We start from the raw sequence: 26614 nt of genomic DNA on the forward strand, positions 1-26614 counted from the left end.
GCAGCCGAGCATGGCGATCTGTGTCCTCACTCAGGGTGTCCGCGCCCTGGTTCGACGAAATCCGGCGGTGAGAGTTCCTGGCTCCCGGGGGTTCTTCCCCGGTGACAGTGGCGGGACCGCGCCGGATTCGCACCGGCTTCCTCTCCTTGCCGCCGTACATGGCGTGGGCAGTCCACCACGCGCCCGGAACGGCCGTCAACTTGCCGTTGACCTGCACGGGGAGAGTGTGCCGATCCCCACATCGTGGGGCGCCCGTGGCCGTTGGGCACGGCAAAGGCTCCCCTTACGTCACGGACGGAGGGGAGCCTGTGTGATGCCTGGTGCGTGGTGTTCGGTCAGGACTTGGAGACGATCAGATAGATGCCGTACGCCACCGCCGCCGCGCAGGCGGCGAAGCAGACGTAGGCGCCGGTCACGGCGAGGGCGGCGGAGTCGCCCTCGGCCGCGGCCTTCTCACGTCGGGCCAGACCGTTGATGCCGAGGGTGAACAGGGACACCAGGGCCACGGTGAACACGAGGCTGGTGCCGAAGACGGAGCCGAGGGCCGACCAGTCGATCTTCATGGGGGATGCTTCCTTGGTAACCGAAGTGGCCGGGGTCAGACGGCCGCGGCCGGCGGGGCGGCCTCGGGCACGGGCTCGGTGACGGCCGGGGCGGGGATCGTGGCCGTCAGGTCCTCGCTGATCGTGCCCGCGGGCGGCGGGGTCACCGCGGCGATGGCGGCGGTCACCACACCGGCCGGCTCCTCGGTCTCGGTGACGACGTTGGTGTGGTCGACGACCTCGCGGCGGGAGATCTTCCAGATCGCGGCGCTCGCGGCGATGAGGAAGACGGCCACGGCGGCGGTGCCCCAGTCACCGAGGCCCGTGACGGACTCGGCGCCCGCCCCGACGAGCGCGGCGGCCGGGAGGGTGAGCACCCAGGCGACGGCCATCCGGGTCGCGGTGGACCAGCGGACCACTCCGCCCTTGCGGCCGAGGCCCGCGCCCATCACCGAGCCGGAGACGACGTGCGTGGTGGACAGGGAGAAGCCCAGGTGCGAGGAGGCCAGGATGGCGGTCGCGGCGCTGGTCTGGGCGGCGAAGCCCTGGCGCGGCTCCAGGTCGGTCAGGCCCTTGCCCATGGTGCGGATGATCCGCCAGCCGCCGATGTAGGTGCCGAGCGCGATGGCCAGGCCGGCGGAGAGGATGACCCAGGTGGGAGGGTTCGAGCCCGGGGCGATGGCGCCGCCCGCGATCAGCGCGAGGGTGATGATGCCCATCGTCTTCTGGGCGTCGTTGGTGCCGTGGGCGAGGGAGACCAGGCCGGCGGAGGCGATCTGGCCGGCGCGGTAGCCCTTGCGGGTGGCCTCGCCCTCGGCCTTGCCGCCGATGCCGTAGGAGAACCGGGTGGCCAGCATCGAGGCGACGCCCGCCACGACCGGTGCGGCGACCGCCGGGAGCAGCACCTTGGTGATCAGGACGTCACCGTGCACGGCGCCGAAGCCGGCGGAGGCGACGGTGGCGCCGATCAGGCCGCCCATCAGGGCGTGCGAGGAGCTGGAGGGCAGGCCCACCAGCCAGGTCAGCAGGTTCCAGAGGATCGCGCCGACCAGGGCGGCGAAGATGACCTCGGGACGGATGCCGGTCTCGTCGACGAGACCCTTGGAGATCGTGTTCGCGACCTCCACGGAGAGGAAAGCGCCCACCAGGTTGAGGGCGGCGGACATGATCACCGCGATCTTGGGCTTCAGGGCGCCGGTGGAGATGGTGGTGGCCATCGCGTTGGCGGTGTCGTGGAAACCGTTCGTGAAATCAAACGCGAGAGCGGTTACCACCACTATCGCGAGGATCAGCGAGAAGCTTTCCATTTACCCAGGCAATCGTTCGAGGTCATTGGCTGGACGACCGTAGGCAACCTGGGTGAACGGAAGATGAACTGAGGCGGGCCTAGGGGTGTCGTGAGGGAGGGGTGATGTTCCGTTTGGCCCCGGCTTTCCCACTGCTCCCCAAGCGTCCCTTGGCTACCAGTCGCGTGCGAAGATCCGCAGCCGGCTGCCGGACCCGTTGAAGAGATTCTGGTCACCCGGCAGCCGTCCCTTGGTGCCGTACTGCCAGAACGTCCAGTACCGCCACCCGCCCGGCAGCGTCCCCGGCCGCGCGGCGCCGCGGCGGGCGATCCACAGGGGGTGATTCCTCGAGAACGCGCGGCTGTTGCCGGTGCACAGCCGCCACCACTGGGTGGCCGTGTAGATCACCGGGCGGCGGCCGTTCTCCCGCTCGATCTCGTCGCTGAACGAGCGGATCCAGCGGACCATTCGCGTCCTGCTCAGCCCGTAGCACTTGTGCTTCTTGTTGTACGGGTTGTACTCGATGTCGAGCGCGGGCGGCAGCGTCCAGCCGTCCGCCCGCCAGCGGCCGCCGTGCCGCACGAAGTACGCGGCCTGCCGGGCCCCGGAGGACCTGTCCGGCCGTGCGAAGTGGTACGCGCCCCGGACCAGGCCCTCCTCGTACGCACCGTTGTACTGCTGGGCGAAGTAGGGGTTGTGGTAGTCCGTGGACTCGGTCGCCTTGACGTAGACGAAGCGCGCCCCCTTGGACCAGGCGGCCGGCCAGTCGACGCGCTTTTGGTGGGACGAGACGTCGTGCCCCCGGGGCATCCCCGAAGCCAGTGCCGCAGGCCCGGTCGCGGTGCCTGCGAGGACGAACGCCGCGGTGGCCGCCGCGAGGACACCGGCGCGGCGACGGACAGGAGTGCGTCCACGGGCCATGTGTCTCCCCGGGTCGGCGGACGAGGGATCGTCCGGCGGGCAAGGGGGATCATTGAAGGCCCGGCGATCACCGAATCGGCGGCCATTTCCGGCGATTCGCCCGACCTACGCCCGTTCGGGGGCACACGGGGTGCGCGCGGGCCCGTGCTTTCCGGCCGGAAGCGGCCATCTCCCCCACTCCGCGTGCGCGTGGCTGGCATGATCACGGCATGGCTGAACAGCGGCGGAACGCGGAACAGGAACGTATCTGGACGGAACTGGTCGCGACGGCGCGGCGGACGGTAGCCGACGGACTGGTGGTCGGCACCTCGGGCAATGTCTCGGCGCGCGTCGGGGACCTCGTGCTGGTCACCCCGTCGGGCGTGCCCTACGACCGGCTCACCCCGGACGACATCACCGGCGTCGACCTCACCGGCCGCCAGGTGCTCGGCACGCTGGTGCCGACCAGCGAGCTGCCCATGCACCTCGCCGTCTACCGCACCACCGACGCCGGCGCGGTCGTCCACACCCACGCCGTGCACGCGACGGCGGTCTCCGCGCTCGTGCCCGAGCTGCCCCTGGTCCATTACATGGCCGCGGCCCTCGGCGGCCCCGTCCGCGTCGCCCCGTACGCGACCTACGGCACCGAGGAGCTCGCCGAGAACATGCTCCACGCCCTGGCCGGCCGCTCCGGCTGCCTCCTGCAGAACCACGGCACGATCACCTACGGCGCCACCCTCGACCAGGCCTTCGACCGCACCGCCCAGCTGGAGTGGATGTGCCGGCTGTGGCTCACGGCGTCCTCGGTACCGGGCCCCACCCCGTCCCTGCTGACGGAGGCGCAACTGGCGGAGGTGGGGGACCGGTTGAAGGGCTACGGCCAACGGACGTGACGGCCGCGTCCCGGAGGTGAGGGCCAGCTGGCGGCTGCGCTCGCTGTGAGCCGCCGCCCTCCTCCGGCTGGCCCGTGACGGCAACCCCCACGACACTGGACCCGTGCGCCCAGTCAAAGCGACCGCCACGGCACTCACCGCCGCCTTCGCCGCCGGCGTGGCATCCGTGGCCGCCGGCCGGCTCGCCAGCGACGCCGCGCTCAAGGCGCCCGCCGGCCGCCCCCTGCCCACCGAACCCCGTCTCACCGTGCACGGCACCGCCGCCGGCCAGATCACCCTCACCCGCGACCTGGCCTCGCTGCGCCCCGGCACCTACGGCCTCGCCGGCGACGGCTCCCACGCGATCGTCGGCCCCGTCCTGGAGGCGGCCCGGCACCCGGCCGACGCCGTCGTACGCCGCCTGGAACGCGTCACGCACGGCACCCTCGCCCCCGGTGACGCGGTGTGGCTCACCCCGAACCTGTACGTCGGCGATCCCGGCACCGCCCTCGGCCTCGACCACGCCGACATCGACGTGCCCGGCGAACTCGGCGAGCTGCCCGCCTGGTTCGTGCCCGGAGCCCGGGACACCTGGGTGATCGCCGTGCACGGCCTCGGCACCACCCGGGAACAGGCCATGAACCTCATGGCCCCGCTGCACGCCCGCCGGGTGCCGGTCCTCGCGCTCGCCTACCGCGGCGACCTCGGCGCCCCGCGCCCGCCGGACGGCCTGAACCACCTCGGCGAGACCGAGTGGCGCGACCTGGACGCCGCGATCCGCTACGCCCTGCGCTACGGCGCGCGCCGGGTGGTCCTGCTCGGCTGGTCCACCGGCGCCACCATGGCGCTGCGCGCCGCCGAGCACTCCGCGGTGCGCGAGCGCATCACCGGACTGGTCCTCGACTCTCCGGTGCTCAGCTGGGAGGCCACGCTGCGCGCCCTCGCCCGGGCCCGCCACACCCCGCCGCCGCTGCTGCCGCTCGCCGTGCGGGCCGCGCAGGGCCGGGCCGGACTGCACGCCGACCGGGTCGCCGAGATCACCCACCCCGACCGGCTCGCCGTACCGACCCTGATCTTCCACGGCCCCGACGACCAGGTCGCCCCCTGGGAGCTCTCCCGCCGTCTCGCCCGCCGCCGCGGCGACCTGGTCACCCTGCACACCGTGCCGCGGGCCCCGCACGCGGCGATGTGGAACGCCGACCCGGAGGAGTACCAGGAGCGGCTGCGCCGCTTCCTGACCCCGCTGGTGTGACGGCTCCCGCTCCCGGCCCGCCCGCCGGTGCCGGGCATTCCGTTTAACTCCGTACGACTGGCCTGATCCACCCTCCTCACCCCGTACCGAACCCTGTGCCTTGGCCAGCCCCGTCGCCCGCCGTGACATTCCGTTTGGGTTTTCGGACCGTCAACCGGAAGACTGCACCCGTGACGTCCCGTATCCCGCGCGACTCCAGGCTCCGACTCGTCCGACCGCGACCCCTGGCCGCCGCCCCCAGAGCTGTGGACCAGCGGCGCCCGCGCCGCCCCGCACCCCGGCCGCCGGAGGGCACCCCCGCCCCCGCGGAACTGGCCAGAATGGCCCGCACCGGGCTGGCCGGCCCGGTCCGCGTGGCTCGCTGGGCCGACACCGCGCTCGGCCCCGGCAGCGACGGCGCCACCGCCGACGGAAAGGCCACCCTCTCCGACGCCACCGCCGAACGCGCCGCCGCCGACCTCGGCCTGAGCGCCGCTCAGGTCCGCGCCGACTGGGACACCGCACGCCTCGCCGGGCTCGTCGAGGTGCACGGCGACAGCGCGCGCCCCGGCTGGCGGCTGCGCGCCTGGGACCGGGACGAAAGTGCCGTACTGCGCGGCTGGGTCGCCCTCTTCGACGCCTGGTCGCTCGCCTCCCCGGAACCCGAGGACCACGAGCCGGCCGCCGTCGCCGAGGTCGTCTCGGCCATGCCCCAAGTGCTCTCCTTCCTCCAGCTGTCCGCCGGTCCGGTCCCGGTCGCCCAGCTCCTCGACCTGCTCCAGCAGCGCGTCACCGAACTACGCACCGAGCGCTGCGAGGTCCCCTACGGCCCCGACGCCGCCCAGATCGCCGGGCCCGGTCCCGCCCGGCCCACTGTGCCGGGGGCCCGGCAGCCCGCCGAGTCCGGCCCCGCCCGCACCGCGGCCGGCCTCCCGAGCCCGGCGGACCCCGACCCCGTGCCCGCCGAGGACACCCCGCTCGCCCCGCTCCTCGACTGGGCGCTGCGCGCCCTCGCCTGCGTCGGTGCCCTGACCTATGGCGACGGCCACGCCACCCTCACCCCGCTGGGCAGCTGGGCGGTCTGGGTCAAGCTGGAGCAGATCTGCGTGGCCGCGCAGAGTCCGGCCGGCAACATCGAGGCCGCCGCCGAGGAGATGCTCCGCGGCTGCGCCCAGCTCCGCCCCAACGCCGCCCGCGCCGAATACCGCGCCTGGCTCGCCGCCCGCCCCGTCGGCAGCGCCGTCACCGAGCTGATCCACGCCGCCCGCGGCGAGGACGCCCTGCTGCGCGGCCTGGCCTTCGAGGCGCTGCGCGTCGTCGGCGCCCCCGCCGAGCCCGACGTACGCGCCGTCGTGGACGAGCCCGCCCTCAGGCCGTACGCCCTGCTGTGGCTGGCCGAGCACGACGGGGCCGACCCGGAGGACGCCCATGAGGTCCTCACCCGTGAGGAGGCGACGTGGCTGTGGGTGGACACCGCCGCCGCCGTCGCCGACCACGGCGAGTCGCCGATGCTGGTCCGGCATCTGGAGTCCGCGGTGCAGCCCACGGTGCCCCAGCTGCTCGACGAGGTCCGCGCCGTCGGCCACCCGCGCACCGTGCAGGTCCTGGTCGCGCTCGCCGCCGCGCACCCCGACCCGGCCCTGGCCAAGGCCGTGCGCCGGGCCGCGTTCCAGGTGCACACCGGGGGATGAGCGGCGCGGGGGTCGCTCAGGCGCCTATCTCCGGTGCGTACGTCCCGAAGCTCCAGATGTTGCCCTCGGTGTCCCGGGCCATGTAGTCCCGCGAGCCGTAGTCCTGGTCCGTCGGGGGCATGAGGATCTCCACGCCGTGCTCCAGGGCCCGCTGGTGGTGGGCATCCACGTCGTCCACGACGACGTACACCCCGGCGGGGCCGGCGTCCTTCATCGCCGTGTCGAACAGGCCGCCCCGGCCCTTGGAGCCGATCATCACCGCGCCGTGGCCCTGGACCAGCTCGGCGTGCATCACCTTGCCGTCCGCCGTCTCGTACACCGACAGCTCGGTGAAGCCGAGGGCCTCCGTGAGCTGCTTGATCGCCGCCTTCGCGTCCGCGTACAGCAGCGTGGGGTAGAGGCTCGGCCGTGCGCCGCCCGTGCCTGCCATGCCGATCACTCCTTCGTGCGTCGGTTCTGTGGCGTCCCGTTCAGTCTTGCAGCCGCCACTGACAACGCCTGAGCGGAACGTGTCGCACGACGCCCCGGGCGGATCACCCCGGACCCGCATGCCGCCCGGCAAACGATCATCCGCGCCGGTCTCCACCGCACGGACCGAACGCACGGACGTAGAAAAACCGCTTGCACGGCCCCGTTAGACTTCTCCCCATGGCCATTCTCCTCGCGCATTAGACGGCGGGAACGTCCTCAGCCGCCCACCCGCCAATCCCTGTACGTCCTGGAGTCTGTCCGTGATCTCCGCCTCCGGTATCGAGCTGCGCGCCGGTGCGCGCGTCCTCATCGAGAACGCCACCTTCCGTGTCGCCAAGGGCGACCGCATCGGCCTCGTCGGCCGTAACGGCGCCGGCAAGACCACCCTCACCAAGTGCCTGGCCGGCGAGGGCATCCCGGCCGCCGGCCAGATCACCCGCTCCGGCGAGGTCGGCTACCTCCCGCAGGACCCCCGCACCGGCGACCTGGACGTCCTCGCCCGGGACCGGATCCTGTCCGCGCGCGGGCTCGACGTGCTGATCCGCAAGATGCGCGAGAACGAGGAGCGGATCGCCAACGGCAAGGGCGGCACCCGCGAGAAGGCCCTCAAGCAGTACGAGCGCCAGGAGACGGAGTTCCTCACCAAGGGCGGGTACTCCGCCGAGGCCGAGGCCGCCACCATCGCCGCCGCCCTCAACCTGCCCGACCGCGTCCTCGGCCAGCCGCTGCACACCCTCTCCGGCGGTCAGCGCCGCCGGATCGAGCTGGCCCGCATCCTCTTCTCGGACGCGGACACCCTGCTGCTCGACGAGCCGACCAACCACCTCGACGCGGACTCGATCATCTGGCTGCGCGACTACCTGAAGACCTACCGCGGCGGGTTCATCGTGATCTCCCACGACGTCGACCTGGTCGACACGGTCGTCAACAAGGTCTTCTACCTGGACGCGAACCGGTCGGCGATCGACATCTACAACATGGGCTGGAAGCTCTACCAGCAGCAGCGCGAGGCCGACGAGAAGCGCCGCAAGCGGGAGCGCGCCAACGCCGAGAAGAAGGCCGCCGCCCTCAACGCCCAGGCCGACAAGATGCGCGCCAAGGCCACCAAGACGGTCGCCGCGCAGAACATGGCCCGCCGCGCCGAGAAGCTGCTCTCCGGCCTCGAAGAGGTCCGGATGTCCGACAAGGTCGCCAAGCTGCGCTTCCCGGAGCCGTCGCCCTGCGGCAAGACCCCGCTGATGGCCGAGGGCCTGTCGAAGTCGTACGGCTCGCTGGAGATCTTCACCGACGTCGACCTCGCCATCGACAAGGGCTCGCGGGTGGTCATCCTCGGCCTCAACGGCGCCGGCAAGACGACCTTGCTGCGCCTCCTCGGCGGCGTCGAGAAGCCCGACACCGGCCGGGTCGTCCCCGGCCACGGCCTCAAGCTCGGCTACTACGCCCAGGAGCACGAGACCCTGGATCCCGACCGCACCGTCCTGGAGAACATGCGCTCGGCCGCCCCCGACATGGACCTGGTCGAGGTGCGCAAGGTGCTGGGCTCGTTCCTCTTCTCCGGCGACGACGTCGACAAGCCGGCCGGTGTCCTCTCGGGCGGCGAGAAGACCCGTCTCGCCCTGGCGACCCTGGTCGTCTCCTCGGCGAACGTGCTCCTCCTCGACGAGCCGACCAACAACCTCGACCCCGCCAGCCGCGAGGAGATCCTCGGCGCCCTGCGCACCTACAAGGGCGCGGTCGTCCTCGTCACCCACGACGAGGGCGCCGTCGAGGCGCTCCAGCCGGAGCGGATCATCCTGCTCCCGGACGGCGTCGAGGACCTGTGGGGCTCCGACTACGCGGATCTCGTCGCCCTGGCGTGATCAACTGCGTATGGATCATTCGGCTTATCCGTGATCCATCATCTGTGTGAGATCTCCTCGTATCGAGGTGTGTCGTACACGGAATTTCCGGCCGATCCCTTGCGTGCCAAGGGGTCGGCCGCTGCGCGTCGCTGACCTGGTACTTCGCGAATCCACCCGTTCGGGCCCGTCGACACCACTCCGTGGAATCCCTCATTCCGCTTGTGGGGATCCACTCCTGTCGTCACAACGATGTCTCACGGACCTTGCCGAATGGGTGGCCATCACGCCCAAGAGGGGTGATCATGAGGAGACCAGAGCGCACTTCCCATGAGGAGGCACGGGTGGCCGAGACTCTGAAGAAGGGCAGCCGGGTGACCGGCGCCGCGCGCGACAAGCTCGCGGCAGACCTGAAGAAGAAGTACGACTCCGGTGCGAGCATCCGGGCGCTGGCCGAGGAGACCGGCCGCTCGTATGGCTTCGTACACCGGATGCTCAGCGAGTCGGGCGTCACGCTTCGTGGGCGTGGCGGAGCGACCCGGGGCAAGAAGGCCGCATCGTCCTGACTCCGGGCGGCCCATCGGCTTCGATGGTGGCCACCCGGTCGGCGATCTGACCGGCCGGGTGGTTACTGTGCAGTCACTTAAGCATGCCGTAGGCATGCCCGGATGACCGCACCCATCGGAGGCGCCCCATGGCTTCGCCCGACCAGGACCTCGCTCCTGTACTCGACAAGGACGGCGTACGGCTCACCGTCGACGACGCGCTCGCCACGGTGACGCTGACCAACCCGGCCAAGCGCAACGCGCAGAGCCCCGCCCTGTGGCGGGCGCTCACCGAGGCCGGGCGGCTGCTGCCGGGCTCCGTCCGTGTCGTAGTGCTGCGCGGCGAGGGCGTGTCCTTCTCCGCCGGGCTGGACCGGCAGATGTTCACCCCTGAGGGGATCCCGGGCGAGCCGACCTTCATCGATCTCGCGCGCCGTGACGACGCCGGGCTCGACACGAGCATCACCGAGTTCCAGGAGGCGTTCACCTGGTGGCGGCGCAGTGACATCGTGTCCATCGCCGCCGTCCAGGGGCACGCCATCGGGGCCGGTTTCCAGCTCGCGCTCGCCTGCGATCTGCGGGTCGTCGCCGACGACGTGCAGTTCGCCATGCGCGAGACCAGCCTCGGCCTCGTCCCCGACCTGACCGGCACGCACCCGCTGGTCGGTCTCGTCGGGTATGCCCGCGCACTGGAGATCTGCGCCACCGGACGCTTCGTCGGCGCGGCGGAGTCGGTGGCGTGCGGGCTGGCCAACATCGCCGTACCCGGCGGTCAACTGGACGACGCTGTACGGGACTTGGCCGCGGCCCTGCTGGCCGCGCCGAAGGACGCGGTCGTAGAGACCAAGGCGTTGCTGCGGGGCGCGGTGGACCGTACGTACGACGAGCAGCGGGCGGCCGAACGGGCTGCTCAGGCACGCCGGCTCCGGGATCTGGCCGGCCTCGGCGAATGAGCCCCGCGCCGGTCGCTCAGCCGACCGCCGTCACCAGCACCGCCACGGTCGGCCGGTCCTCCAGCGCATCTCGTACGGCCGCACGGACCCGCCGGGCCACCTCGACGGCCCGGTGGTCCGCGCCGGTCGCCAGCTCCACGCGCGCGTGCCGGTGCGCCAGCGCCGTACCAGCCGTGCGTTCCTCCAGGTGAATCGCCCGGCCGAGGCCGCCGAGCGAGCCGGTCAGCCCGGTCACGCCGGGGACGGACAGCGCGGCCTCGGCGGCCCTCGCCTCGTCCGGGTCCGTGGCCTCCCGCGCGGGCACCGGCCGCGGCGCACGCACCTCCGGGGCCGGCTCCTGCGACTCCAGCAGGTCGGTCACCCGCAGATCCACCTCCCTCAGCACGAGCCCGAGCCGTTCCGCCGCGGCCGTCGCCAGCGTCAGCCGCAGCCGGGACGCCACCGCCGGCAGCGGCTCGGCGGCCGTCGCCGCGAAGTCCGCCGACAGCCGCAGCGGGCCGGGCGGCAGGGCGCTCGGCGGAGCCGGTACGACCGGCTGGTCCACCTCATCCGGATCGGCCAGCGTCAGCCGCAGCGCGTCCAGCCGTACCCCCGGCACCCCGGCCGCCGCCGCGCGCTCCAGTACCGTCCGGGCCGCGCCCTCCGCGATCCACGCGCCGTCGCGTGGCCCGCCCAGCGGCAGCAGCCTGCCGAGCCCCACCTGGCGCCGAACTTCCTGTGTCCACCGGTCCGCCGTCATTCCTCCAGCGTGCCGTATCAGCGGCGCGCAGCCGGGGAACCTTGCATACGGTGGGTGTAGAAGGACCGAAGGGGACGACGACCGAAAGGGACGTACGGCGATGACCGACATGACGACGACCCCAGAGGGCGACTTCGAGCCACAGGCGCCGACCCGCAAGACCACCCGCCGAGGCGGCGGCGATCCGGCGGCCCGTGGCCGGACCACCATCGCCGACGGCGTAGTCGAGAAGATCGCGGGTCTCGCGGCCCGGGACGTGGTCGGCGTCCACACCATGGGCAGCGGCCTGGCCCGCACCTTCGGCGCCGTACGGGACCGGGTGCCGGGCGGCTCGAAGTCGGTGACGCGGGGTGTGAAGGCCGAGGTCGGCGAGGTGCAGACCGCGCTCGATCTGGAGATCGTCGTGGACTACGGCGTCTCGATCGGCGATGTCGCCCGCGCCGTGCGGGAGAACGTGATCGCCGCCGTGGAGCGCATGACCGGGCTCGAGGTGGTCGAGGTCAACATCGCGGTGAGCGACGTCAAGCTGCCCGAGGAAGAGGACGAGGAGCCCGAGCCGCCCCGGATCCAGTGACGCACCGGCGGCCCGGGACCGCGTCCGCGACGAGCTGAGGAGCGCTGCATGAGCATGGCCGTGGTCGGCATGATCGCCGGAATGGCCCTGGGTTTCGCCGGGTACTTCGGCGGCTTCGGTGCCTTCCTGCTGGTGGCGGCGCTGGGTGCGATCGGGTTCGTCGCCGGCCGGTTCGCCGAGGGCGACCTGGATCCGGGCGAGTTCTTCCGCACCCGCGACCACCGGCGCGAACGGCGGCGGTGACCGGCGGTGACCGCCGAGACCGACGCGGTCCGACCGGCGTCGGCCCCCGTGCCGGCGGGCGAGCGCGGCGCCACCCGGATCGCCGACCGGGTCGTGGCGAAGATCGCCGCGCAGGCCGCCCGCGAGGCGCTGCCGCCGCTGCCCGCCGGCGCGGTGGCCCCGCACGCCACGGTGGTCGTCCAGCAGGAGACGGCCCGCGTCCGGGTCCACCTCGAACTCGCCTACCCCTGCGACATCGGCGCCCGCTGCGCCGCCGTGCGTCGTCATGTCGCCGAGCGGGTAAGCGCGTTGGTGGACATGGAGGTGCCCGGCGTCGCCGTCCAGGTCGAACGGCTGCACCCGGCACCGCACGGGAGGGCGTGATGAGCGAGCCGCGGACGACCACCCCGACCCTCGACAAGGACCCCGGCACCACCCCGCCCGCCCCCGCCGACGGCAGCGGCCGCTTCTGGTCGGCGCGCCGCGTCCCGGCCGCCGTCGTCGCGGTCCTGCTGCTGGCGGCCGCCGGCCTTCTGCTGTACGACATCGCCGCCGTACGCGCCCACCGGCCCGCGATGCACTGGCGCCGCGCCCTGGCCCGGCAACTGGCCGAACGGCCCCTGGACGACGTCTGGGTGCTGGCCGGCGCGGCCGTCACCGTCGTCCTGGGCCTGTGGCTGATCGCCCTCGCGGTCACGCCGGGACTGCGCGGACTGCTGCCCATGCGGCGCCCGCACCCCGACGTCCGCGCCGCGCTCCGGCGTGACGCGGCGGCGCTGCTGCTGCGCGACCGGGCCCTGGACGTCACCGGGGTCCGGTCGGTGCGGGTGCGGATGCGCCGCAAGAGGGCCGAGGTCCGTGTCGTCTCGCACTTCCGTGACCTGGACGAGGTCGGCGCCGACCTGTACACCGCACTCACGGAGGCGATCCAGCAGCTCGGCCTGCCCCGGCCCCCCACGCTGTCCGTGCAGGTGACACGGCCCGGGCGGAAGGGGTGACGGCGATGCGCAGGGGTGTCCTCCACCGTGTACTGCTGGCCCTCGTGGGCCTGTTCCTGCTGGTGCTCGGCGCTACGGTGCTGGCCGTCGGCCTGGGTGCGCCGCCGCCCTCCTGGTGGATCCACGCCGGCCCGCACGACGTGCTGCTCAGCAGGTCCGAACGCACGCACTGGCGGGACACGAACTGGTGGTGGCCGACGGTCGTCGGCGGCCTGGCCGTCCTGCTCCTGCTCGCCCTGTGGTGGCTCACGACGGTCCTGCGCCGCCGCAGGCCGGCCGAGATCCTCATCGACACCGGCGACGGCGCGTCGGCACTCCTGCGCGCCAGGGCCCTGGAGTCGGCCCTGGCCGAGGACGCCGTCCAGCAGGAGGGCGTGGCCCACGCGGAGGTCATCCTGCGGGGCAGCCGTACGGCACCCACGGCACGGGTCCGGCTCCACCTGGAGCGGGACATGGACCCGGCAACGGCCCTGCACGAGTTCACCACCCGGGCGCTGACCCACGCCCGCGAGTCGGCGGGCCTGGCATCGCTTCGGGCGGAGGTACACCTGCGGGGCGTGAAACACCGTGCGGGAAGGGTCACTTGACCACGGAGGCGGCGGGGAAACCCGCCTCGGCCCCTTAGAACCCGTGGCGCATGCCCCCGTCCACGGGCAGCATGACCCCGCTCAGATACGACGCGGCGGGCGAGAGCAGGAAGGCGGCCGCCTTCCCGAACTCCTGTGGCGTCCCATACCTCCGCAACGGGATCCGGGACTCGTTGGCGGCCCGGGTGGCCTCGGGGTCGGCGGACAGCGAGTCCAGCTCACGCACGCGGTCGGTGTCGATACGCGCCGGCAGCAGGCCCACGACCCGGATCCCGCGCGGCCCCAGCTCGTCCGCGAGCGACTTGGCGAAGCCGGCGAGTCCGGGCCGCAGCCCGTTGGAGATGGTCAGCCCCGGAATCGGCTCGTGCACCGACCCGGACAGCACGAACCCGATGACCCCGCCCGGCTCCAACTCGGCCGACGCCGCGCGAGCGAGGCGCACCGCACCGAGGAACACCGACTCGAACGCGCCCAGCCACTGCTCGTCGGTGTTGTCCGCGACGAACCCCGGCGCCGGACCGCCCACGCTCACCAGCAGGCCGTGGAAGCCGCCGAAGTGTTCACGGGCGGCCGCGATCAGCCGCTCCGGGGCATCGGCGTCGGCGTTGTCCACGGCCAGGCCCACCGCGTTCGGACCCAGTTCGGCGGCGGCCTCGGCCACCCGCTTCCCGTCCCGGCCGCTGATCACGACCTTCGCCCCGTCGGCGACGAGTTCCCGCGCGGCGGCGTTGCCCAGCCCACGACTCGCCCCGGTGACGACGTACACCCGGTCCTTCAGTCCAAGATCCATGGCCCTATCCTGCCTGGTCGTCCCCGAACAGCGTGAGGGCGGTGTTCACCAGCCCGATGTGACTGAAGGCCTGCGGGAAGTTGCCCAGCTGGAAGCCGCGGACGGGGTCGTACTCCTCGGCCAGCAGCCCCACGTCGTTGACCAGTCGCACCAGCCGGTCGAACAGCTCGCGAGCCTCCTCCTCCCGGCCCGTCATATGCAGGGCGTCGGCCAGCCAGAACGAGCAGGCCAGGAAGGCGCCCTCGCCGCTCGGCAGGCCGTCGATCACCGAGTCGTCGGTGTCGTAGCGGCGCAGGAAGCCGCCGTGCCCGAGGTCGTCGCGGACCGCGTCGACCGTGCCGACCACCCGTGGGTCGTCGGGCGGCAGGAAGCCGACGCGCGGGATGAGCAGCAGCGCCGCGTCGAGTTCGCGGGAGCCGTAGTACTGCGTGAAGGTGTTGCGCTCGGGGTCGTACCCCTTCTCGCACACCTCCTTGTGGACCTCGTCGCGGAGGCTGCGCCAGCCCGCCAGGTCGCCCTTGAGGTCCTTGTACTCCTCCAGCGTCTTCACGGCGCGGTCGGCGGCCACCCACACCATCACCTTGGAGTGCACGAACTGCCGCCGGCCGCCGCGCACCTCCCACAGGCCCTCGTCCGGCTGCCGCCAGGCCGACTCCAGGAACGACATCAGGGAACGCTGCATCCCCCACATGTGCGGCCGCTGGGGCAGGCCCGAGCTGCGGGCCAGCGCCAGCGAGTCCATCACCTCGCCGTACACGTCGAGCTGGAGCTGCTCGACGGCGCCGTTGCCGATGCGTACGGGAGAGGAGGCGACGAAGCCGGGCAACCAGGGCAGCTCGCACTCCGGCAGCCGTCGCTCGCCCGCGACGCCGTACATGATCTGCAGGTCGGCCGGGTTGCCGGCGACCGCGCGCAGCAGCCAGTCGCGCCAGGCCGAGGCCTCGTCGTGGTAGCCGGCGGTGAGCAGCGTGCCGAGGGTGAGGGTGGAGTCGCGCAGCCAGCAGTACCGGTAGTCCCAGTTGCGCACACCGCCCGGCTGCTCCGGCAGCGAGGTGGTCGCCGCGGCGACGATCCCGCCGGTGGGGGCGTAGGTGAGGGCCTTGAGGGTGATCAGGGAGCGGACGACCGTATCCCGGTAGGGGCCCTGGTAGGTGCACTGCCGGGCCCAGCGCCGCCAGTCGGTGACGCTGGACTCCAGGCCCTCGTACGGGTCGTTGAGCGGCGGGCGCCGCTCGTGCGAGGGGTGCCAGGTGAGCACGAACGCGACCCGGTCGCCCTCGCCGAGCGTGAACTCCGAGTGGGTGCCGAAGTCCTCGCCCCAGGTGCGTACGGCCGGCTCGGAGCGCAGCCAGACCGAGTCCGGCCCGGCGACGGCCACCCGGTGCCCGTCCGCGCGGCGCACCCACGGCATGATCGAGCCGTAGTCGAAGCGGAGGCGGAGGGTGCTGCGCACGGTGACCCGCCCGCTGACCCCTTCGACGATGCGTACGACGTCGGGGGTGCGGTCGCGCTGCGGCATCAGGTCGGTGACGCGGACCGTGCCCTCGGGGGTCTCCCACTCGGTGTCGAGGACGAGGGTGTCGGGCCGGTAGGCGCGGCGCGTGCAGGTGTCCGCTCCCTCGGGGGCGATCCGCCAGTACCCGTGGTCGTCGTCGCCCAGCAGCCGGGCGAAGCAGGCGCCGGAGTCGAAGCGGGGCAGGCACAGCCAGTCGATCGAGCCGTTCCGGCCGACCAGCGCCGCGGTCTGCTCGTCGCCGATGAGGGCGTAGTCCTCGATGCGCGCGTCCACGGGATCCGGCTTCCCGGCGGACCAGGGGGCCAATCAGGTGGTGCACCGGGGGAGTGACGGGCCCGGCCGTGCGGCTATACGGCGGCCGGCTCCGGCTCCTCCGGCTGCGCTTGCGCCGCGGCCTCCTGCTGGTCGCGGATCTCCCGCCGGAGCAGGAACCACCAGCCGACCGGGACGGCCGCGGCGAACAGCCACCACTGGATCATGTACGCGTAGTTCAGCGGGGCGTCCTCGCTGCCCGGGTCGGAGATCTGCTCCGGGGAGCCGCTCCTGGGCGTGGGCGCGGTCTGCTCGACATAGCCGCCGAGCACCTGCGCGCCGAGCCGGTGAGCCTCCTCCGCGCTGTTGATCAGCATGATCTGCCGGTCGGGGAGGCCCTTGACGTTCTTGATGCCGCTCGCCGCGGTCGTCTCGTCGGCCATCAGCCGCCCGGTGACGGTGCTCCGGCCGGACTGCGGGGCGGGGATCTTCGGGAAGGCGGTCTGGGCTCCGTCGGCGGGGATCCAGCCGCGGTTGACGAGCAGCACCTTGCCGTCGTCGAGGACGAAGGGGGTGAGCACGTGGAAGCCGACCTCGTCGTCGGAGTTGGTCCGGCGCCGGACCACGACCTCCTTGGCGGTGTCGAAGGTGCCGGTCGCGGTGACCGTGCGGTACTTCTCGGTGCGGGTCACGCTGTGGCCCGGGGAGGTCAGCCGCTCGACCGGGACCGGCTTGGCGTGCAGCGCCGAGGAGACCAGGTCGTTGCGCGCGGTGCGCTCCTCGTACCGGTGCTTCTGCCAGAAACCCAGCCTGATCATCGTCGGGATCAGCGCGATCGCGACGATCGTGAGGATCACCCACTGGCGTGACAACAGGAAGCGGTAGCGGTGCACCCCACGACGGTACCTCCGAGCCGCGGGGTGCATTCAGGCGGGTACCGGGTCAGACGTGGTCGACGATGCCCACCTGCCCGTCGGCCCGGGCGCAGTGGGCGCCGCAGTAGAACTTGCTGTCGGCCTCCACGCCCTGGCCGATGATCTGCACCCGGCAGTGCTCGCAGATGGGGGCCATGCGGTGGATCGCACACGAGAAGCAGTCGAACACATGTACCGAGCCCTGTGCGTGGACCTCGAAGGTCATCCCGTAGTCATTGCCGCAAACTTCGCATTTCGCCATGCGCCACAGGGTGAGCCGTCGCCGGGGCCGGGGCGAGCCGGTTCCGGGTGAGTCGTGTGACGACCACTCATTCGTACGATCACCCGTCGGCCGGTTCGACATCGCGCAGCAGCTGCCCGAACGCGGCCTCGTCGACGACCGGCGTGCCGAACTGCCGCGCCTTGACCACCTTGGACGTGCCCGAATCGGGGTCGTTGGTCACCAGCAGGCTGGTCAGCCGGGAGATGCTGGACGCCACATGGAGACCGGCCTCGGTGGCCCGGTCCTCCAGCAGCTCGCGGTCGACGGAGGTGTCCCCGGAGAACGCCACCCGCATGCCCTGTTTGAGGCGTTTGCCGTCTTCGTAGCGGCCCGGGTTGGGATAGGGGCATGCGGGCTTTTTGCGGGAGGGCCGCCAACTGCTCGGCCGGTAGCCGCCATAGCCCCCGTATCCGCCGGACGACTGCCGGGGCACCGGACGGTCCGCCCACTCCGTCAGCGGCCGGCACTCCAGCAGCGGCAGCCGTACGCCGCCGGCCGCCGCGGCCCGCAGACTGGGCCGGAACGCCTCCGCCAGCACGCGCGCGTCGTCCAGCGCGTGGTGCGCCCGCTGCTGTACGACCCCGTAGTGCGCCGCCAGCGACTCCAGCTTGAAGTTGGGCAGCGGCAGCCCCAGCTCCTTCGACAGCGCGATGGTGCACAGCCGCTGACGCACCGGCGCCTCGCGCTCCGCGCGCGCGTACTCCCGCGCGATCATCTGCCAGTCGAAGACGGCGTTGTGCGCGACCAGCACCCGGCCGTCCAGCCGGGCCGCGAACTCCTCGGCGATGTCCCCGAAGAGCGGGGCCCCTTCGAGTACCTCGCTCGTCAGGCCGTGTATCCACACGGGGCCCGGATCGCGCTCCGGGTTGACCAGCGTGTACCAGTGGTCCTCGACCTCACCGCGCTCGTCCAGCCGGTAGACGGCCGCCGAGATGATCCGGTCGTCCCGGGCCAGGCCGGTGGTCTCCACGTCAACGACCGCGTATCCCTTCGGATACGCGGCCGGCCACTGGGTGGGGGAGGACACTGCGGTCGCACGGTCTTCGAGCATGGTCATTGAGGATAAGGGCCACGACTGACAGCCGTGACCTTCAGGTGGCGAGGCCCGCCGGTTTCCCGCCCGGTCGCTCGGCCTCCGCACATGTGTGCATGCCGTGCCGCCGGCCGCTAAGCGTCCCGGCGGCTGGACAGCACAGGCCGAGGGGTGTTGTCGCGTGCCTCTCAGCCGACCGGGCCGGATGCGCGGGCGGGCAGGGGTCTGCCGGCCGGCAGCAGCGCACGCACCAGCGCCCGTACCGCCGTCAGGAACAGCCGCTCGGTGTCCACCGGTCGGGCCAGCGCACGCGCCAGCGCGGGGTCGTCCCCGGCGGTCTCGGCGCTCCACAACTCCTCCTCGCCGGGACGCTGCACCGGGGCCCGCTCGCGATTGCGCTCCACCAGCACATGCCCGACGACCTGGAACTGCACCGCCCGGACGAACTCGGCGGCCCGCGCGCCGCGCAACCCCGCGGCGTGCGCCTCGCGCACCAGGACCCGCTGGGCGGGCAGGAACATCCGCTCGGTCAGCCCCCGCTCGTGCACCAGGGCCACCAGATGAGGATGGTCGCGCAGTTGCCGGCGCAGGTCGCGCGCGACACCGACCACGCGCTGCTCCGGCGTGCGTCCGGACGGGCGGATCTCGCCGAGCTCGGCCATGGTCCGCTCCACCAGGGCGTCGAGCAGCGCCTCACGCCCGCCGACATGCCAGTAGATCGACGTCACGGCGGTACCCAGCGCCGCGGCGAGGCCCCGCATCGTGAGCGCGTCAGGCCCGTGCCGCTTCACCAGAGCGGCAGCGGCGTCCAGCACCGCCTCCCGGGTCAGCGCACCCCTTGCCCCGCTCGTCATGATCCCCCCAACTCCCGTCCGTACGCGTGTCTTTACCCCGCACGGGGACTGCTGTAACTGTGTTACAGGTGACGGTTCGTCAGGAACGGCATCGCCGGAAGAAGGGCGGTACGACGCATGGGACGCGTACGGTACGGCGCACGGACCGAGCGGGAGATCGCCGCGACGCGCACCGCGAGCGCGCGGCTCGCCGACATCTGGTCCACCGGGGTGGTGGCCGTCTGGGAGACCGACCCGGACGCGGTCGCCGCGGTGCTGCCGCCACCCCTGAAACCGACCGGCAGCCCGCTCGTGCGGGTGAACATCAGCACGGTCGACCTGCCCGGATACCCGCTCGGCGCGGGCTCGTTCGCCGTCGCCGCCGCGCATGGCACGGTCGAGGGCTGGTACCCGCTGGTCATGCCGATGACCCACGAGCGCGCCCTCACCGGCGGGCGCGAGGTCTTCGGCGAGCCCAAGAAACTCGGCGAGGTGACCGTGGAGCGCGACGGCCCCGCCGTCCGCGCGTCGCTGGCCCGGCACGGCATCGCGTTCGTCGAGGTGCGCGGCACGGTGAGCGGCGGGCTGCCGCTGCCGGAGCCGAGCCGCAAGACCGACTTCTACTTCAAGTTCCTCCCCGCCGTGGACGGCTCCGGCTTCGACACCGACCCGGTGCTGGTGCACTGCGTCCGCCACGAGAAGGTGCGCCGGCTGGAACGGATCGCCGGGGAGGTCGTCCTGCGCGAGTCGGCGTACGACCCCGTGGCCGACCTCCCGGTGCTGCGCCTGCTGGAGATCACCGTGGGCGAGAAGACCGGCGACCAGAGCGGCCGGGCCGTCGAACGGGTCGACGCCCAGGCCCTGTTGCCCTACGTCCACCAGCGCTACGACGATCCGCTGCAACTCCACGACGCGCCGCCCCAGGGGAGCTGAGCCGCATGGATCTCCAAGCCGGACAGGTCGCCGTCGTCACCGGCGCGGCGAGCGGGATCGGGCTCGCGATGGCCCGGCGGTTCGCCGCCGGGGGCCTGAAGGTGGTCCTCGCCGACGTGGAGCAGGACGCCCTGGACAAGGCCACGGCAAACCTGCGGGCCGAGGGCGCCGACGTGCACGCGCGCGTGGTCGACGTCGGCGAACGCGCCGAGGTCATGGAACTGGCCGAGGCGGTGTACGACACCTACGGCGCCGTGCACGTGCTGTGCAACAACGCGGGCGTCGGCTCGGGCGCCGAGGGCCGGATGTGGGAGCACGACCCCAACGACTGGCGGTGGGCCTTCGCCGTCAATGTGTGGGGTGTCTTCCACGGCGTCCAGGCGTTCGTGCCCAGGATGATCAAGTCGGGTCAACCCGGTCATGTGGTCAATACATCCTCCGGCGACGGCGGCATCGCACCGCTGCCGACCGCCTCCGTGTACGCGGTCACCAAGGCGGCCGTCGTCACCCTGACCGAGTCCCTGTACGCCCATCTGAAGGCCGAGCACGCGCGCGTGGGCGCCTCGGTGCTCTTCCCGGGCCCGCACATGCTGCGCACCGGCCTGTGGGAGTCGCACCGCAACCGTCCCGCCCGCTATGCCAAACAGCGCCCGCGCAGGACCCCGTACCGCAGCCTCGGCCAGTGGGAGGCGGCGATGCGCGCGGCCGGCAAGGAGGTCCGCTTCACGCCCGTCGAGGAGGTCGCCGAGCTGGTCGTGGACGGCATCCGCGCCGACCGCTTCTGGCTGCTGCCCCCGAGCGAGCACAGCGACGCCCAGATCCGCGCCCGGTCCCGCTCGATGCTGGACCGGGCGAACCCGTCGTACCTCGAAAGCTTCGTCCTGGACTGAGAACCGAGAGAGGGGGACTGTGATGACCGAACAGGACCCGTATCTGATCATCTCCTCCGACTGCCACGCCGGGCTGCCCACCGAGGAGTACCGGCCCTACCTGGAGTCCCGTTTCCACCGGGACTTCGACGACTTCCTCGCGGGCCAGGGCCGGCGCCGCGAGGAGATGACCCGGCTCGGCATCCGCAACGAGGCCTTCGCCGACCGGTGGTTCCGCGACAACGAGGAAGGCCTGCGCGGCGGCTGGGACGCCGCACAGCGCCTGAAGGAGCTGGACGGGGACGGCGTGGCCGCCGAGGTGGTCTTCCCGGACGCCGACGCCGTCGACAGCCGCACCGCCGCCCCCTTCGGCGTGGGCCTCGGTCTCTCCGGCGACCACGACCCGGAACTGGGCATGGCGGGCGCGCGGGCGCACAACCGCTGGCTCGCGGACTTCGTCTCCGAACACCCCGAACGGCACTGCGGAGTCGCCCTGTTGCCCATCACCGGTGAGGTGTCCGAGGTCGTCGCCGAGGTCCACCGGGCCCGGGAGTCCGGCCTCGGCGCCCTGATGATCCCGGCCATGTGGGCGGGTAGGGAGCCGTACCACGACCGCCGTTACGACCCCGTGTGGGCCGCCGCCGCCGAGTGCGGCATGCCGGTGCTCACCCACTCCGGCGCCGCCCCGCGCGAGGAGTACGGCGACCATCTCGGCATCTTCGTGAGCGAGGTGACCTGGTGGCCGGCCCGGCCACTGTGGTTCCTGCTCTGGTCCGGCGTCTTCGAACGCCACCCCGGGCTGCGCTTCGGAGTCGCCGAGTCCGGCTGCTGGTGGCTGCCGAACCTGCTGTGGTTCATGGACCGCCTCTACCTCGGCGCGCACGGCGGCAAGAAGCTCTCCCCGTTCGAGGAGCTGAAACGCCCGCCGCACGAGTACCTGGACCGGCAGGTGTTCATCTGCGCCACCAACACCAAGCGGCGCGAACTGGCCCAGCGGTACGAGATCGGCGTCGACAACATCCTCTGGGGCAGCGACTTCCCGCATCCCGAGGGCACCTGGCCCGACACGCGCGCGTGGCTGCGCCGTACCTTCCACGACATCCCCGTCACCGAGACCCGCCGCATGCTCGGCCTCGCCGCCGCCGAGGTCTTCGGCTTCGACGTGGCCAGGCTCGCGCCGCTGGCCCGCCGCATCGGGCCGGCCCCGGCCGACCTCGGCCAGCCGGACGACCAGGCGGCCGTAGAGGCGTCCTGGGCGCGCTCGCGCGAGACGGGCCGGCACTGGCTGACGGACCACGACTTCCCGGTGCTGGGGGTGAACCGATGAGCGACGGTTCCAAGGACGCACCGGTGAACGACGACCGCTACACGGTGATCTCCGCCGACTGCCATGCCGGCGCCGACCTGCTGGACTACAGGCCGTACCTGGAGAAGCGGTACCACGACGACTTCGACGTCTGGGCCGCCACCTACGTCAACCCCCACGAGGACCTGCTCGCCGACTCCGCCGACCGCAACTGGAACTCCGAGCGGCGCCTCGCGGAGCTGGAGGCGGACGGGATCGTCGCGGAGGTGATCTTCCCCAACACCATCCCGCCGTTCTTCCCGTCCAGCTCGCTCATGACCCAGCCGAGCGGGCCCGAGGACTTCGCACGCCGCTGGGCCGGACTGCGCGCCCACAACCGCTGGCTCGCGGACTTCTGCGCGGCCGCGCCGGGCCGCCGGGCCGGTGTCTTCCAGATCCTGCTCGGCGACGTCGAGGAGGCCGTCAAGGAGATCCGGCGAGCCGCCTCGGCGGGCCTGAAGGGCGGCCTGATGCTGCCCGGCACCCCGCCCGGCTCCGGCCTGCCCGAGCTGTACTCACGGACGTACGACCCGATCTGGGCCACGTGCGCGGAACTCGGCGTCCCCGTCAACCACCACGCCGGCTCGGCCTCCCCGCCACTCGGCGAGGAACCGGCCGCCCGCGCGGTGTTCATGGTGGAGACGACCTGGTTCTCCCACCGCGCCCTGTGGCACCTGGTGTTCGGCGGCGCCTTCCGGCGCCACCCCGGGCTGAAACTGGTCCTGACCGAACAGGGCTCCGGCTGGATCCCCGGGGTGCTCGGCATGCTGGACTACTACCACGGCCGCCTGGTCGCGGCGGCCGCGCAGGCCGGCACCGCCGAGGCCAGGTTCGGCACCGGCCTGGCCGCGGGCATGGGCGCCGCGCCCTCGCAGGTGTGGCGGGACAACTGCTTCGTCGGCGCCAGCTTCATGCGCCCGCACGAGGTGCCGCTGCGGGACCGCATCGGCGTCGACAAGATCATGTGGGGCAGCGACTACCCGCACGACGAGGGCACCCACCCGTACACCCGAGAGGCCCTGCGGTTCGCCTACGCGGGCGTGCCGCGCGAGGAGCTCACGGCCATGCTCGGCGGCAACGCGGCCCGCGTCTACGGCTTCGACCTCGCCCTCCTCGACCCCATAGCGGCGAAGGCGGGGCCCAGGGTGGACGAGGTCGCCGAGCCCCTGCCGGAACCTCCGGCGGACGCGACCAGTCCGGTGTTCGCCCGGGGCGCGTCGCTTCGGGTGTGGTGAGTGCGGGCGGCTTCGGCCGGTGACCGCGGGCGCCGGCGACGCCAGGGGTGACGCCGGCCGGCGTGCATGGCGTCCGGGACCGGCGACGCCGTCCGGCGCTCATGGCGGCCCGTGTGTGCCGGTGCGGCCTGCCCGTGCCGGTGACACCCGCCGGTGGTGGTCGGAGCGTGGCCGGGGAGCGTCGGTGCGGCGTGGGTGAGTCCTGGGGTGCGATCCTCCCTGCTGTGATGGAACCCACCCACGAAGAGGCCCACGGGGGCGCGCTCGGCTCGCGGCTGAACTGGCTGCGGGCCGCCGTGCTGGGCGCGAACGACGGCATCGTCTCCACCGCGGGCATCGTCGTCGGCGTGGCCGGGGCGACCCAGAGCCGGTCCGCCCTGCTCACCGCCGGACTGGCCGGACTGCTGGCCGGGTCGATGTCCATGGCGGCCGGTGAGTACGTCTCCGTATCCACCCAGCGCGACTCCGAGATGGCCGCGCTGGCCGTGGAGCGACAGGAACTGCGGGAGCAGCCGGAGGCCGAACTGCGCGAGCTGACCACGCTGCTGGAGGAGCGCGGCCTGTCCCGCGAGGTGGCCGGGGAGGCCGCCGAACAGCTCACCGCGCGGGACCCCCTCAAGGCGCACGCGCGCGTGGAGCTCGGTATCGACCCGGAGGAGCTGACCAACCCCTGGCACGCGGCCTGGGCGAGCTTCCTGGCCTTCACGGTGGGCGCGCTGCTGCCCCTGCTGGCCATCGTCCTGCCCCCGGCCGACTGGCGGCTGGGTGTGACCGTCGGCTCCGTCCTGGCCGCGCTCGTCCTCACCGGCTCGGCCAGCGCCCGGCTCGGCTCGGCGGACCCGAAACGGGCGGTGCTGCGCAACGCGGTGGGCGGGGCGCTGGCGATGGGGGTCACCTATGCGGCGGGCCGCCTGCTGGGCGCGGCGGGCGTCTGAAACGCGGGCCGGGGACCCTGGTCGCGCGGGCCGGGTCCGCGACGGCGTACCGTGAGGTGCGCTCGACCACCCCCTGAGCGCACCGCACCGCCCCGCACGAGAAGGACCCTCGCCATGCGCGCCACCACCATCCACGCCCCGTACGACATGCGCGTGGAGGACGTCCCCGAGCCGGTGGTGCAGCTGCCCACCGACGCCGTCGTACGGGTGCTGCGCGCCTGCATCTGCGGCAGCGACCTGTGGGCCTACCGGGGGGAGGCGGCCCGGCAGCCGGGCCAGCGCATCGGGCACGAGTTCCTCGGGATCGTAGAGGAGACCGGCTCCGAGGTGGGCACGGTCAAGCGCGGTGACCTGGTGGTCGCGCCGTTCATGTGGTCCGACGGCGTCTGCGACTACTGCCGTGAGGGCCTGACGACGTCCTGCGAGCACGGGGGCTTCTGGGGCTCGGTGGGCTACGACGGCGGCCAGGGCGAGGCCGTGCGCGTGCCGTTCGCCGACGGCACCCTCGTCCGGCTGCCCAAGGAGGCTGCCTCCGACGACCATCTGCTGTCCGCCCTGCTGACCCTCTCCGACGTCCTCGGCACCGGCCACCACGCTGCCCTCGGCGCGGGCGCCCGCCCCGGCGCCACGGTCGCCGTGGTCGGCGACGGCGCGGTCGGCCTGTGCGCCGTCCTGGCCGCCAAGCGGCTCGGCGCCGAGCGGATCATCGCGCTCGGCCGGCACGAGGTCCGTACCGACATCGCGCGCCGCTTCGGCGCCACCGACGTCGTCGCCGAGCGCGGGGACGCGGCCGTGGAAGCCGTACGCGAACTCACCCGCGGCCAGGGCGCGCACGCCGTTGTCGAGGCCGTCGGTACCGAACAGTCCATGCGTACGGCGGTCAACGTCACCCGGGACGGCGGCGCGATCGGTTTCGTCGGCGTGCCGCACGGCAGCGGCACCGGCCTCGACCTCGGCGTCATGTTCGACCGGAACATCGCCCTGCGCGGCGGTGTCGCCCCGGTCCGCGCCTACATCCCGGACCTGCTCCCGGACGTCCTGGACGGCACGATCGACCCGTCCCCGGTGTTCGACATGACCGTCGGCATCGACGGCGTGCCCGAGGGCTACAAGGCGATGGACCAGCGCATCGCCCTGAAGGTGCTGGTCACCAACGACTAGGTCCAGCGGATCGGCAGCGGCAGCGCCGTGAGCAGCCCCGAGACCGCGACCACCGCGCCCAGGGCGACCACCTCGGCCCGTGCGGGCGGGTACGCGGTCAGCGGGTCGGCGGCACGGCGCAGCCGGATCCGCGCCCACAGGGCGAGCAGCGCGACGGCGGCGACCAGGAACACCTTGGCCAGCAGGGTGCGCCCGTACGCCGTCGTCGTCAGCTGGTCCAGGACCGTGGCCGACGGCATGCGGCGCAGCGCACTGCACACGCCCGTCGCGGTGATGGCGGCGAGCAGGACGGCCGCCACGCGCGCGTAGCGGCCGAGCAGCGCGGCCCCGGCCGGATCGCGGTGCCACAGCCCGAGCAGCCGCAGGGCGTGCAGCAGACCGCCGGACCACAGCGCCGCGCACGTCAGGTGCACCAGCGTCAGACCCGAGCCGACCAGCGGGCTCTGTTCGGTCGCGGGATGGGCGCGCAGAGCCTCCGCGACCGCCACCGCCGCCAGCGGCCACACCTGTGCCGCCGGGCGCCGGAAGAACGCGCACAGGGCGGCCAGCAGAAAGGCGTTGACCTCCAGCAGCGCCAGCCTGCCGTCCCGGGAGCCGTACAGGCCGCCGATGTCGATCTGGCCGAGGCGGTGCGGAATCAGATCGCCGGCGGCCACCACCGAGGCGAGCCCCAGCGCGGCGACGAAACCGGCGGCGGTGGCGAACGGCGCCCAGCTGCTCGGCCGTTCAGGCGGTGAGCCCGGTAAGCGCCGGGCGATCCGGTGCACGAACAGCTCACCCAGGGGCACGCTCAGGCCGGCGAACAGCACCGCGCGCAGCAGCCCGATACCGCCGGCCCCCGGCGCGGCGGCCTCCCCGGTGCCGTGCAGCGCCGCCGACGGCCCGAGCAGCGGGATCAGGGCGCCCAGCGTCACCAGGGCCAGGAGGGCGACGGCCCGGCCGGTGCCGGACCGCCGGGCGGGGACGCGGCCGTCGGTCGCCGTGGCGGTCCGTCGTATCAGGCTCACCCCGTGATCTTCGCCAGCCGCCGCAGAACCGGGCAAGTCCCGGAAAACAACTGGTGGTA

General features: G+C 72.9%; 29 protein-coding genes and 1 riboswitch. Of the genes, 17 read left to right on the forward strand and 12 right to left on the reverse strand.

Translation table 11 applies throughout. The features are described 5' to 3' along the window. Positions 1-52: 52 nt before the first annotated feature. Positions 53-192, reverse strand: a riboswitch (cobalamin riboswitch). 143 nt (positions 193-335) lie between these two features. The 3 genes from BFF78_RS32095 to BFF78_RS32105 form a co-directional block, all read right to left on the reverse strand. Continuing rightward, complete coding sequence (locus BFF78_RS32095) at positions 336-563, reverse strand: hypothetical protein (protein WP_069781623.1); 228 nt, start codon at positions 561-563, stop codon at positions 336-338. 35 nt (positions 564-598) lie between these two features. Next, positions 599-1849, reverse strand: a complete 1251-nt coding sequence (locus BFF78_RS32100; RefSeq protein ID WP_069781624.1) for an inorganic phosphate transporter — start codon at positions 1847-1849, stop codon at positions 599-601. A 153-nt stretch (positions 1850-2002) separates the two neighbouring features. Next, complete coding sequence (locus tag BFF78_RS32105) at positions 2003-2749, reverse strand: lysozyme (RefSeq protein WP_069781625.1); 747 nt, start codon at positions 2747-2749, stop codon at positions 2003-2005. Positions 2750-2958: 209 nt separating this feature from the next. Between BFF78_RS32105 and BFF78_RS32110 the strand changes: the two genes are divergently transcribed. The 3 genes from BFF78_RS32110 to BFF78_RS32120 all read left to right on the forward strand — a co-directional run bounded on the left by BFF78_RS32110 (position 2959) and on the right by BFF78_RS32120 (position 6522). Then, on the forward strand, positions 2959-3621 hold the full coding sequence (locus BFF78_RS32110; protein ID WP_069781626.1) for a class II aldolase/adducin family protein: 663 nt from the start codon (positions 2959-2961) through the stop codon (positions 3619-3621). A gap of 103 nt (positions 3622-3724) precedes the next feature. After that, positions 3725-4852, forward strand: coding sequence for an alpha/beta hydrolase (locus tag BFF78_RS32115; protein WP_069781627.1), 1128 nt, complete (start codon positions 3725-3727; stop codon positions 4850-4852). Between the two features lie 170 nt (positions 4853-5022). Next, positions 5023-6522, forward strand: a complete 1500-nt coding sequence (locus BFF78_RS32120; protein ID WP_193433582.1) for a hypothetical protein — start codon at positions 5023-5025, stop codon at positions 6520-6522. 16 nt (positions 6523-6538) lie between these two features. Here BFF78_RS32120 and BFF78_RS32125 read toward each other — a convergent pair whose 3' ends face one another. Further along, positions 6539-6952, reverse strand: coding sequence for a VOC family protein (locus BFF78_RS32125; RefSeq protein WP_069781629.1), 414 nt, complete (start codon positions 6950-6952; stop codon positions 6539-6541). 301 nt (positions 6953-7253) lie between these two features. On the opposite strand from BFF78_RS32125, the gene BFF78_RS32130 reads away from it, so the two are divergent. The 3 genes from BFF78_RS32130 (at position 7254) to BFF78_RS32140 (ending at position 10329) form a co-directional block, all read left to right on the forward strand. Continuing rightward, positions 7254-8852 carry an ABC-F family ATP-binding cassette domain-containing protein gene (locus tag BFF78_RS32130; protein WP_069781630.1) on the forward strand — a complete coding sequence of 533 codons (1599 nt, stop codon included), beginning with the start codon at positions 7254-7256 and terminating at the stop codon, positions 8850-8852. Positions 8853-9175: 323 nt separating this feature from the next. After that, positions 9176-9397, forward strand: coding sequence for a helix-turn-helix domain-containing protein (locus tag BFF78_RS32135; protein WP_004002281.1), 222 nt, complete (start codon positions 9176-9178; stop codon positions 9395-9397). Positions 9398-9525: 128 nt separating this feature from the next. After that, a complete protein-coding gene (locus tag BFF78_RS32140) occupies positions 9526-10329 on the forward strand; it encodes an enoyl-CoA hydratase/isomerase family protein (protein ID WP_069781631.1) in 804 nt (267 codons plus the stop codon). Positions 10330-10345: 16 nt separating this feature from the next. On the opposite strand, the gene BFF78_RS32145 is transcribed toward BFF78_RS32140, so the two are convergent. Continuing rightward, a complete protein-coding gene (locus BFF78_RS32145; RefSeq protein WP_069781632.1) occupies positions 10346-11068 on the reverse strand; it encodes a nucleopolyhedrovirus P10 family protein in 723 nt (240 codons plus the stop codon). 100 nt (positions 11069-11168) lie between these two features. Here BFF78_RS32145 and BFF78_RS32150 point away from each other — a divergent pair, with 100 nt between their 5' ends. Genes BFF78_RS32150 through amaP form a run of 5 tightly spaced genes read left to right on the forward strand, consistent with a single transcriptional unit; the run spans position 11169 to position 13449 of the window. Beyond that, positions 11169-11642, forward strand: coding sequence for an Asp23/Gls24 family envelope stress response protein (locus tag BFF78_RS32150; RefSeq protein WP_069781633.1), 474 nt, complete (start codon positions 11169-11171; stop codon positions 11640-11642). Between the two features lie 48 nt (positions 11643-11690). Continuing rightward, positions 11691-11885 carry a hypothetical protein gene (locus tag BFF78_RS32155; protein ID WP_069781634.1) on the forward strand — a complete coding sequence of 65 codons (195 nt, stop codon included), beginning with the start codon at positions 11691-11693 and terminating at the stop codon, positions 11883-11885. A gap of 6 nt (positions 11886-11891) precedes the next feature. Beyond that, entirely contained in the window at positions 11892-12248 is a 357-nt protein-coding gene (locus BFF78_RS32160; protein ID WP_069781635.1) for an Asp23/Gls24 family envelope stress response protein, read from the forward strand. Continuing rightward, positions 12248-12862, forward strand: coding sequence for a DUF6286 domain-containing protein (locus tag BFF78_RS32165; RefSeq protein WP_069781636.1), 615 nt, complete (start codon positions 12248-12250; stop codon positions 12860-12862). Before BFF78_RS32160 ends, BFF78_RS32165 begins: the two co-directional genes overlap by 1 nt. 5 nt (positions 12863-12867) lie before the next feature. After that, entirely contained in the window at positions 12868-13449 is a 582-nt protein-coding gene (gene amaP / locus BFF78_RS32170; RefSeq protein ID WP_069783943.1) for an alkaline shock response membrane anchor protein AmaP, read from the forward strand. 34 nt (positions 13450-13483) lie between these two features. On the opposite strand, the gene BFF78_RS32175 is transcribed toward amaP, so the two are convergent. The 6 genes from BFF78_RS32175 to BFF78_RS32200 all read right to left on the reverse strand — a co-directional run bounded on the left by BFF78_RS32175 (position 13484) and on the right by BFF78_RS32200 (position 19091). Next, positions 13484-14239: an SDR family oxidoreductase gene (locus BFF78_RS32175; RefSeq protein ID WP_069781637.1), complete on the reverse strand. Its 756-nt coding sequence runs from the start codon at positions 14237-14239 to the stop codon at positions 13484-13486. A 4-nt stretch (positions 14240-14243) separates the two neighbouring features. Continuing rightward, entirely contained in the window at positions 14244-16028 is a 1785-nt protein-coding gene (locus BFF78_RS32180) for a glycoside hydrolase family 15 protein (RefSeq protein WP_069781638.1), read from the reverse strand. 74 nt (positions 16029-16102) lie between these two features. After that, positions 16103-16900 (reverse strand): SURF1 family cytochrome oxidase biogenesis protein, encoded by a 798-nt coding sequence (locus BFF78_RS32185; RefSeq protein WP_079161568.1) that lies wholly within the window; start codon positions 16898-16900, stop codon positions 16103-16105. 49 nt (positions 16901-16949) lie between these two features. Then, positions 16950-17183 carry a hypothetical protein gene (locus tag BFF78_RS32190; RefSeq protein WP_069781640.1) on the reverse strand — a complete coding sequence of 78 codons (234 nt, stop codon included), beginning with the start codon at positions 17181-17183 and terminating at the stop codon, positions 16950-16952. Between the two features lie 79 nt (positions 17184-17262). Further along, positions 17263-18255, reverse strand: a complete 993-nt coding sequence (locus BFF78_RS32195; RefSeq protein WP_069783944.1) for a DEDDh family exonuclease — start codon at positions 18253-18255, stop codon at positions 17263-17265. Positions 18256-18425: 170 nt separating this feature from the next. Next, positions 18426-19091, reverse strand: coding sequence for a TetR/AcrR family transcriptional regulator (locus BFF78_RS32200; protein WP_069781641.1), 666 nt, complete (start codon positions 19089-19091; stop codon positions 18426-18428). A 117-nt stretch (positions 19092-19208) separates the two neighbouring features. Here BFF78_RS32200 and BFF78_RS32205 point away from each other — a divergent pair, with 117 nt between their 5' ends. The 6 genes from BFF78_RS32205 to BFF78_RS32230 all read left to right on the forward strand — a co-directional run bounded on the left by BFF78_RS32205 (position 19209) and on the right by BFF78_RS32230 (position 25548). Next, positions 19209-20003, forward strand: a complete 795-nt coding sequence (locus BFF78_RS32205; protein ID WP_069781642.1) for an acetoacetate decarboxylase family protein — start codon at positions 19209-19211, stop codon at positions 20001-20003. A 5-nt stretch (positions 20004-20008) separates the two neighbouring features. Continuing rightward, on the forward strand, positions 20009-20893 hold the full coding sequence (locus BFF78_RS32210) for an SDR family NAD(P)-dependent oxidoreductase (RefSeq protein ID WP_069781643.1): 885 nt from the start codon (positions 20009-20011) through the stop codon (positions 20891-20893). Between the two features lie 22 nt (positions 20894-20915). Then, entirely contained in the window at positions 20916-22199 is a 1284-nt protein-coding gene (locus BFF78_RS32215) for an amidohydrolase family protein (RefSeq protein ID WP_069781644.1), read from the forward strand. After that, a complete protein-coding gene (locus BFF78_RS32220) occupies positions 22196-23452 on the forward strand; it encodes an amidohydrolase family protein (protein WP_069781645.1) in 1257 nt (418 codons plus the stop codon). Before BFF78_RS32215 ends, BFF78_RS32220 begins: the two co-directional genes overlap by 4 nt. A gap of 224 nt (positions 23453-23676) precedes the next feature. Then, positions 23677-24387, forward strand: coding sequence for a VIT1/CCC1 transporter family protein (locus BFF78_RS32225; protein ID WP_069781646.1), 711 nt, complete (start codon positions 23677-23679; stop codon positions 24385-24387). 114 nt (positions 24388-24501) lie between these two features. Continuing rightward, positions 24502-25548: a zinc-dependent alcohol dehydrogenase family protein gene (locus BFF78_RS32230; protein WP_069781647.1), complete on the forward strand. Its 1047-nt coding sequence runs from the start codon at positions 24502-24504 to the stop codon at positions 25546-25548. Here BFF78_RS32230 and BFF78_RS32235 read toward each other — a convergent pair. After that, positions 25545-26555, reverse strand: a complete 1011-nt coding sequence (locus tag BFF78_RS32235) for a CopD family protein (protein WP_069781648.1) — start codon at positions 26553-26555, stop codon at positions 25545-25547. The genes BFF78_RS32230 and BFF78_RS32235 overlap by 4 nt on opposite strands. Positions 26556-26614: the final 59 nt, after the last annotated feature.

The sequence above is a fragment of the Streptomyces fodineus genome, from assembly GCF_001735805.1.
Lineage (GTDB): Bacteria > Actinomycetota > Actinomycetes > Streptomycetales > Streptomycetaceae > Streptomyces > Streptomyces fodineus.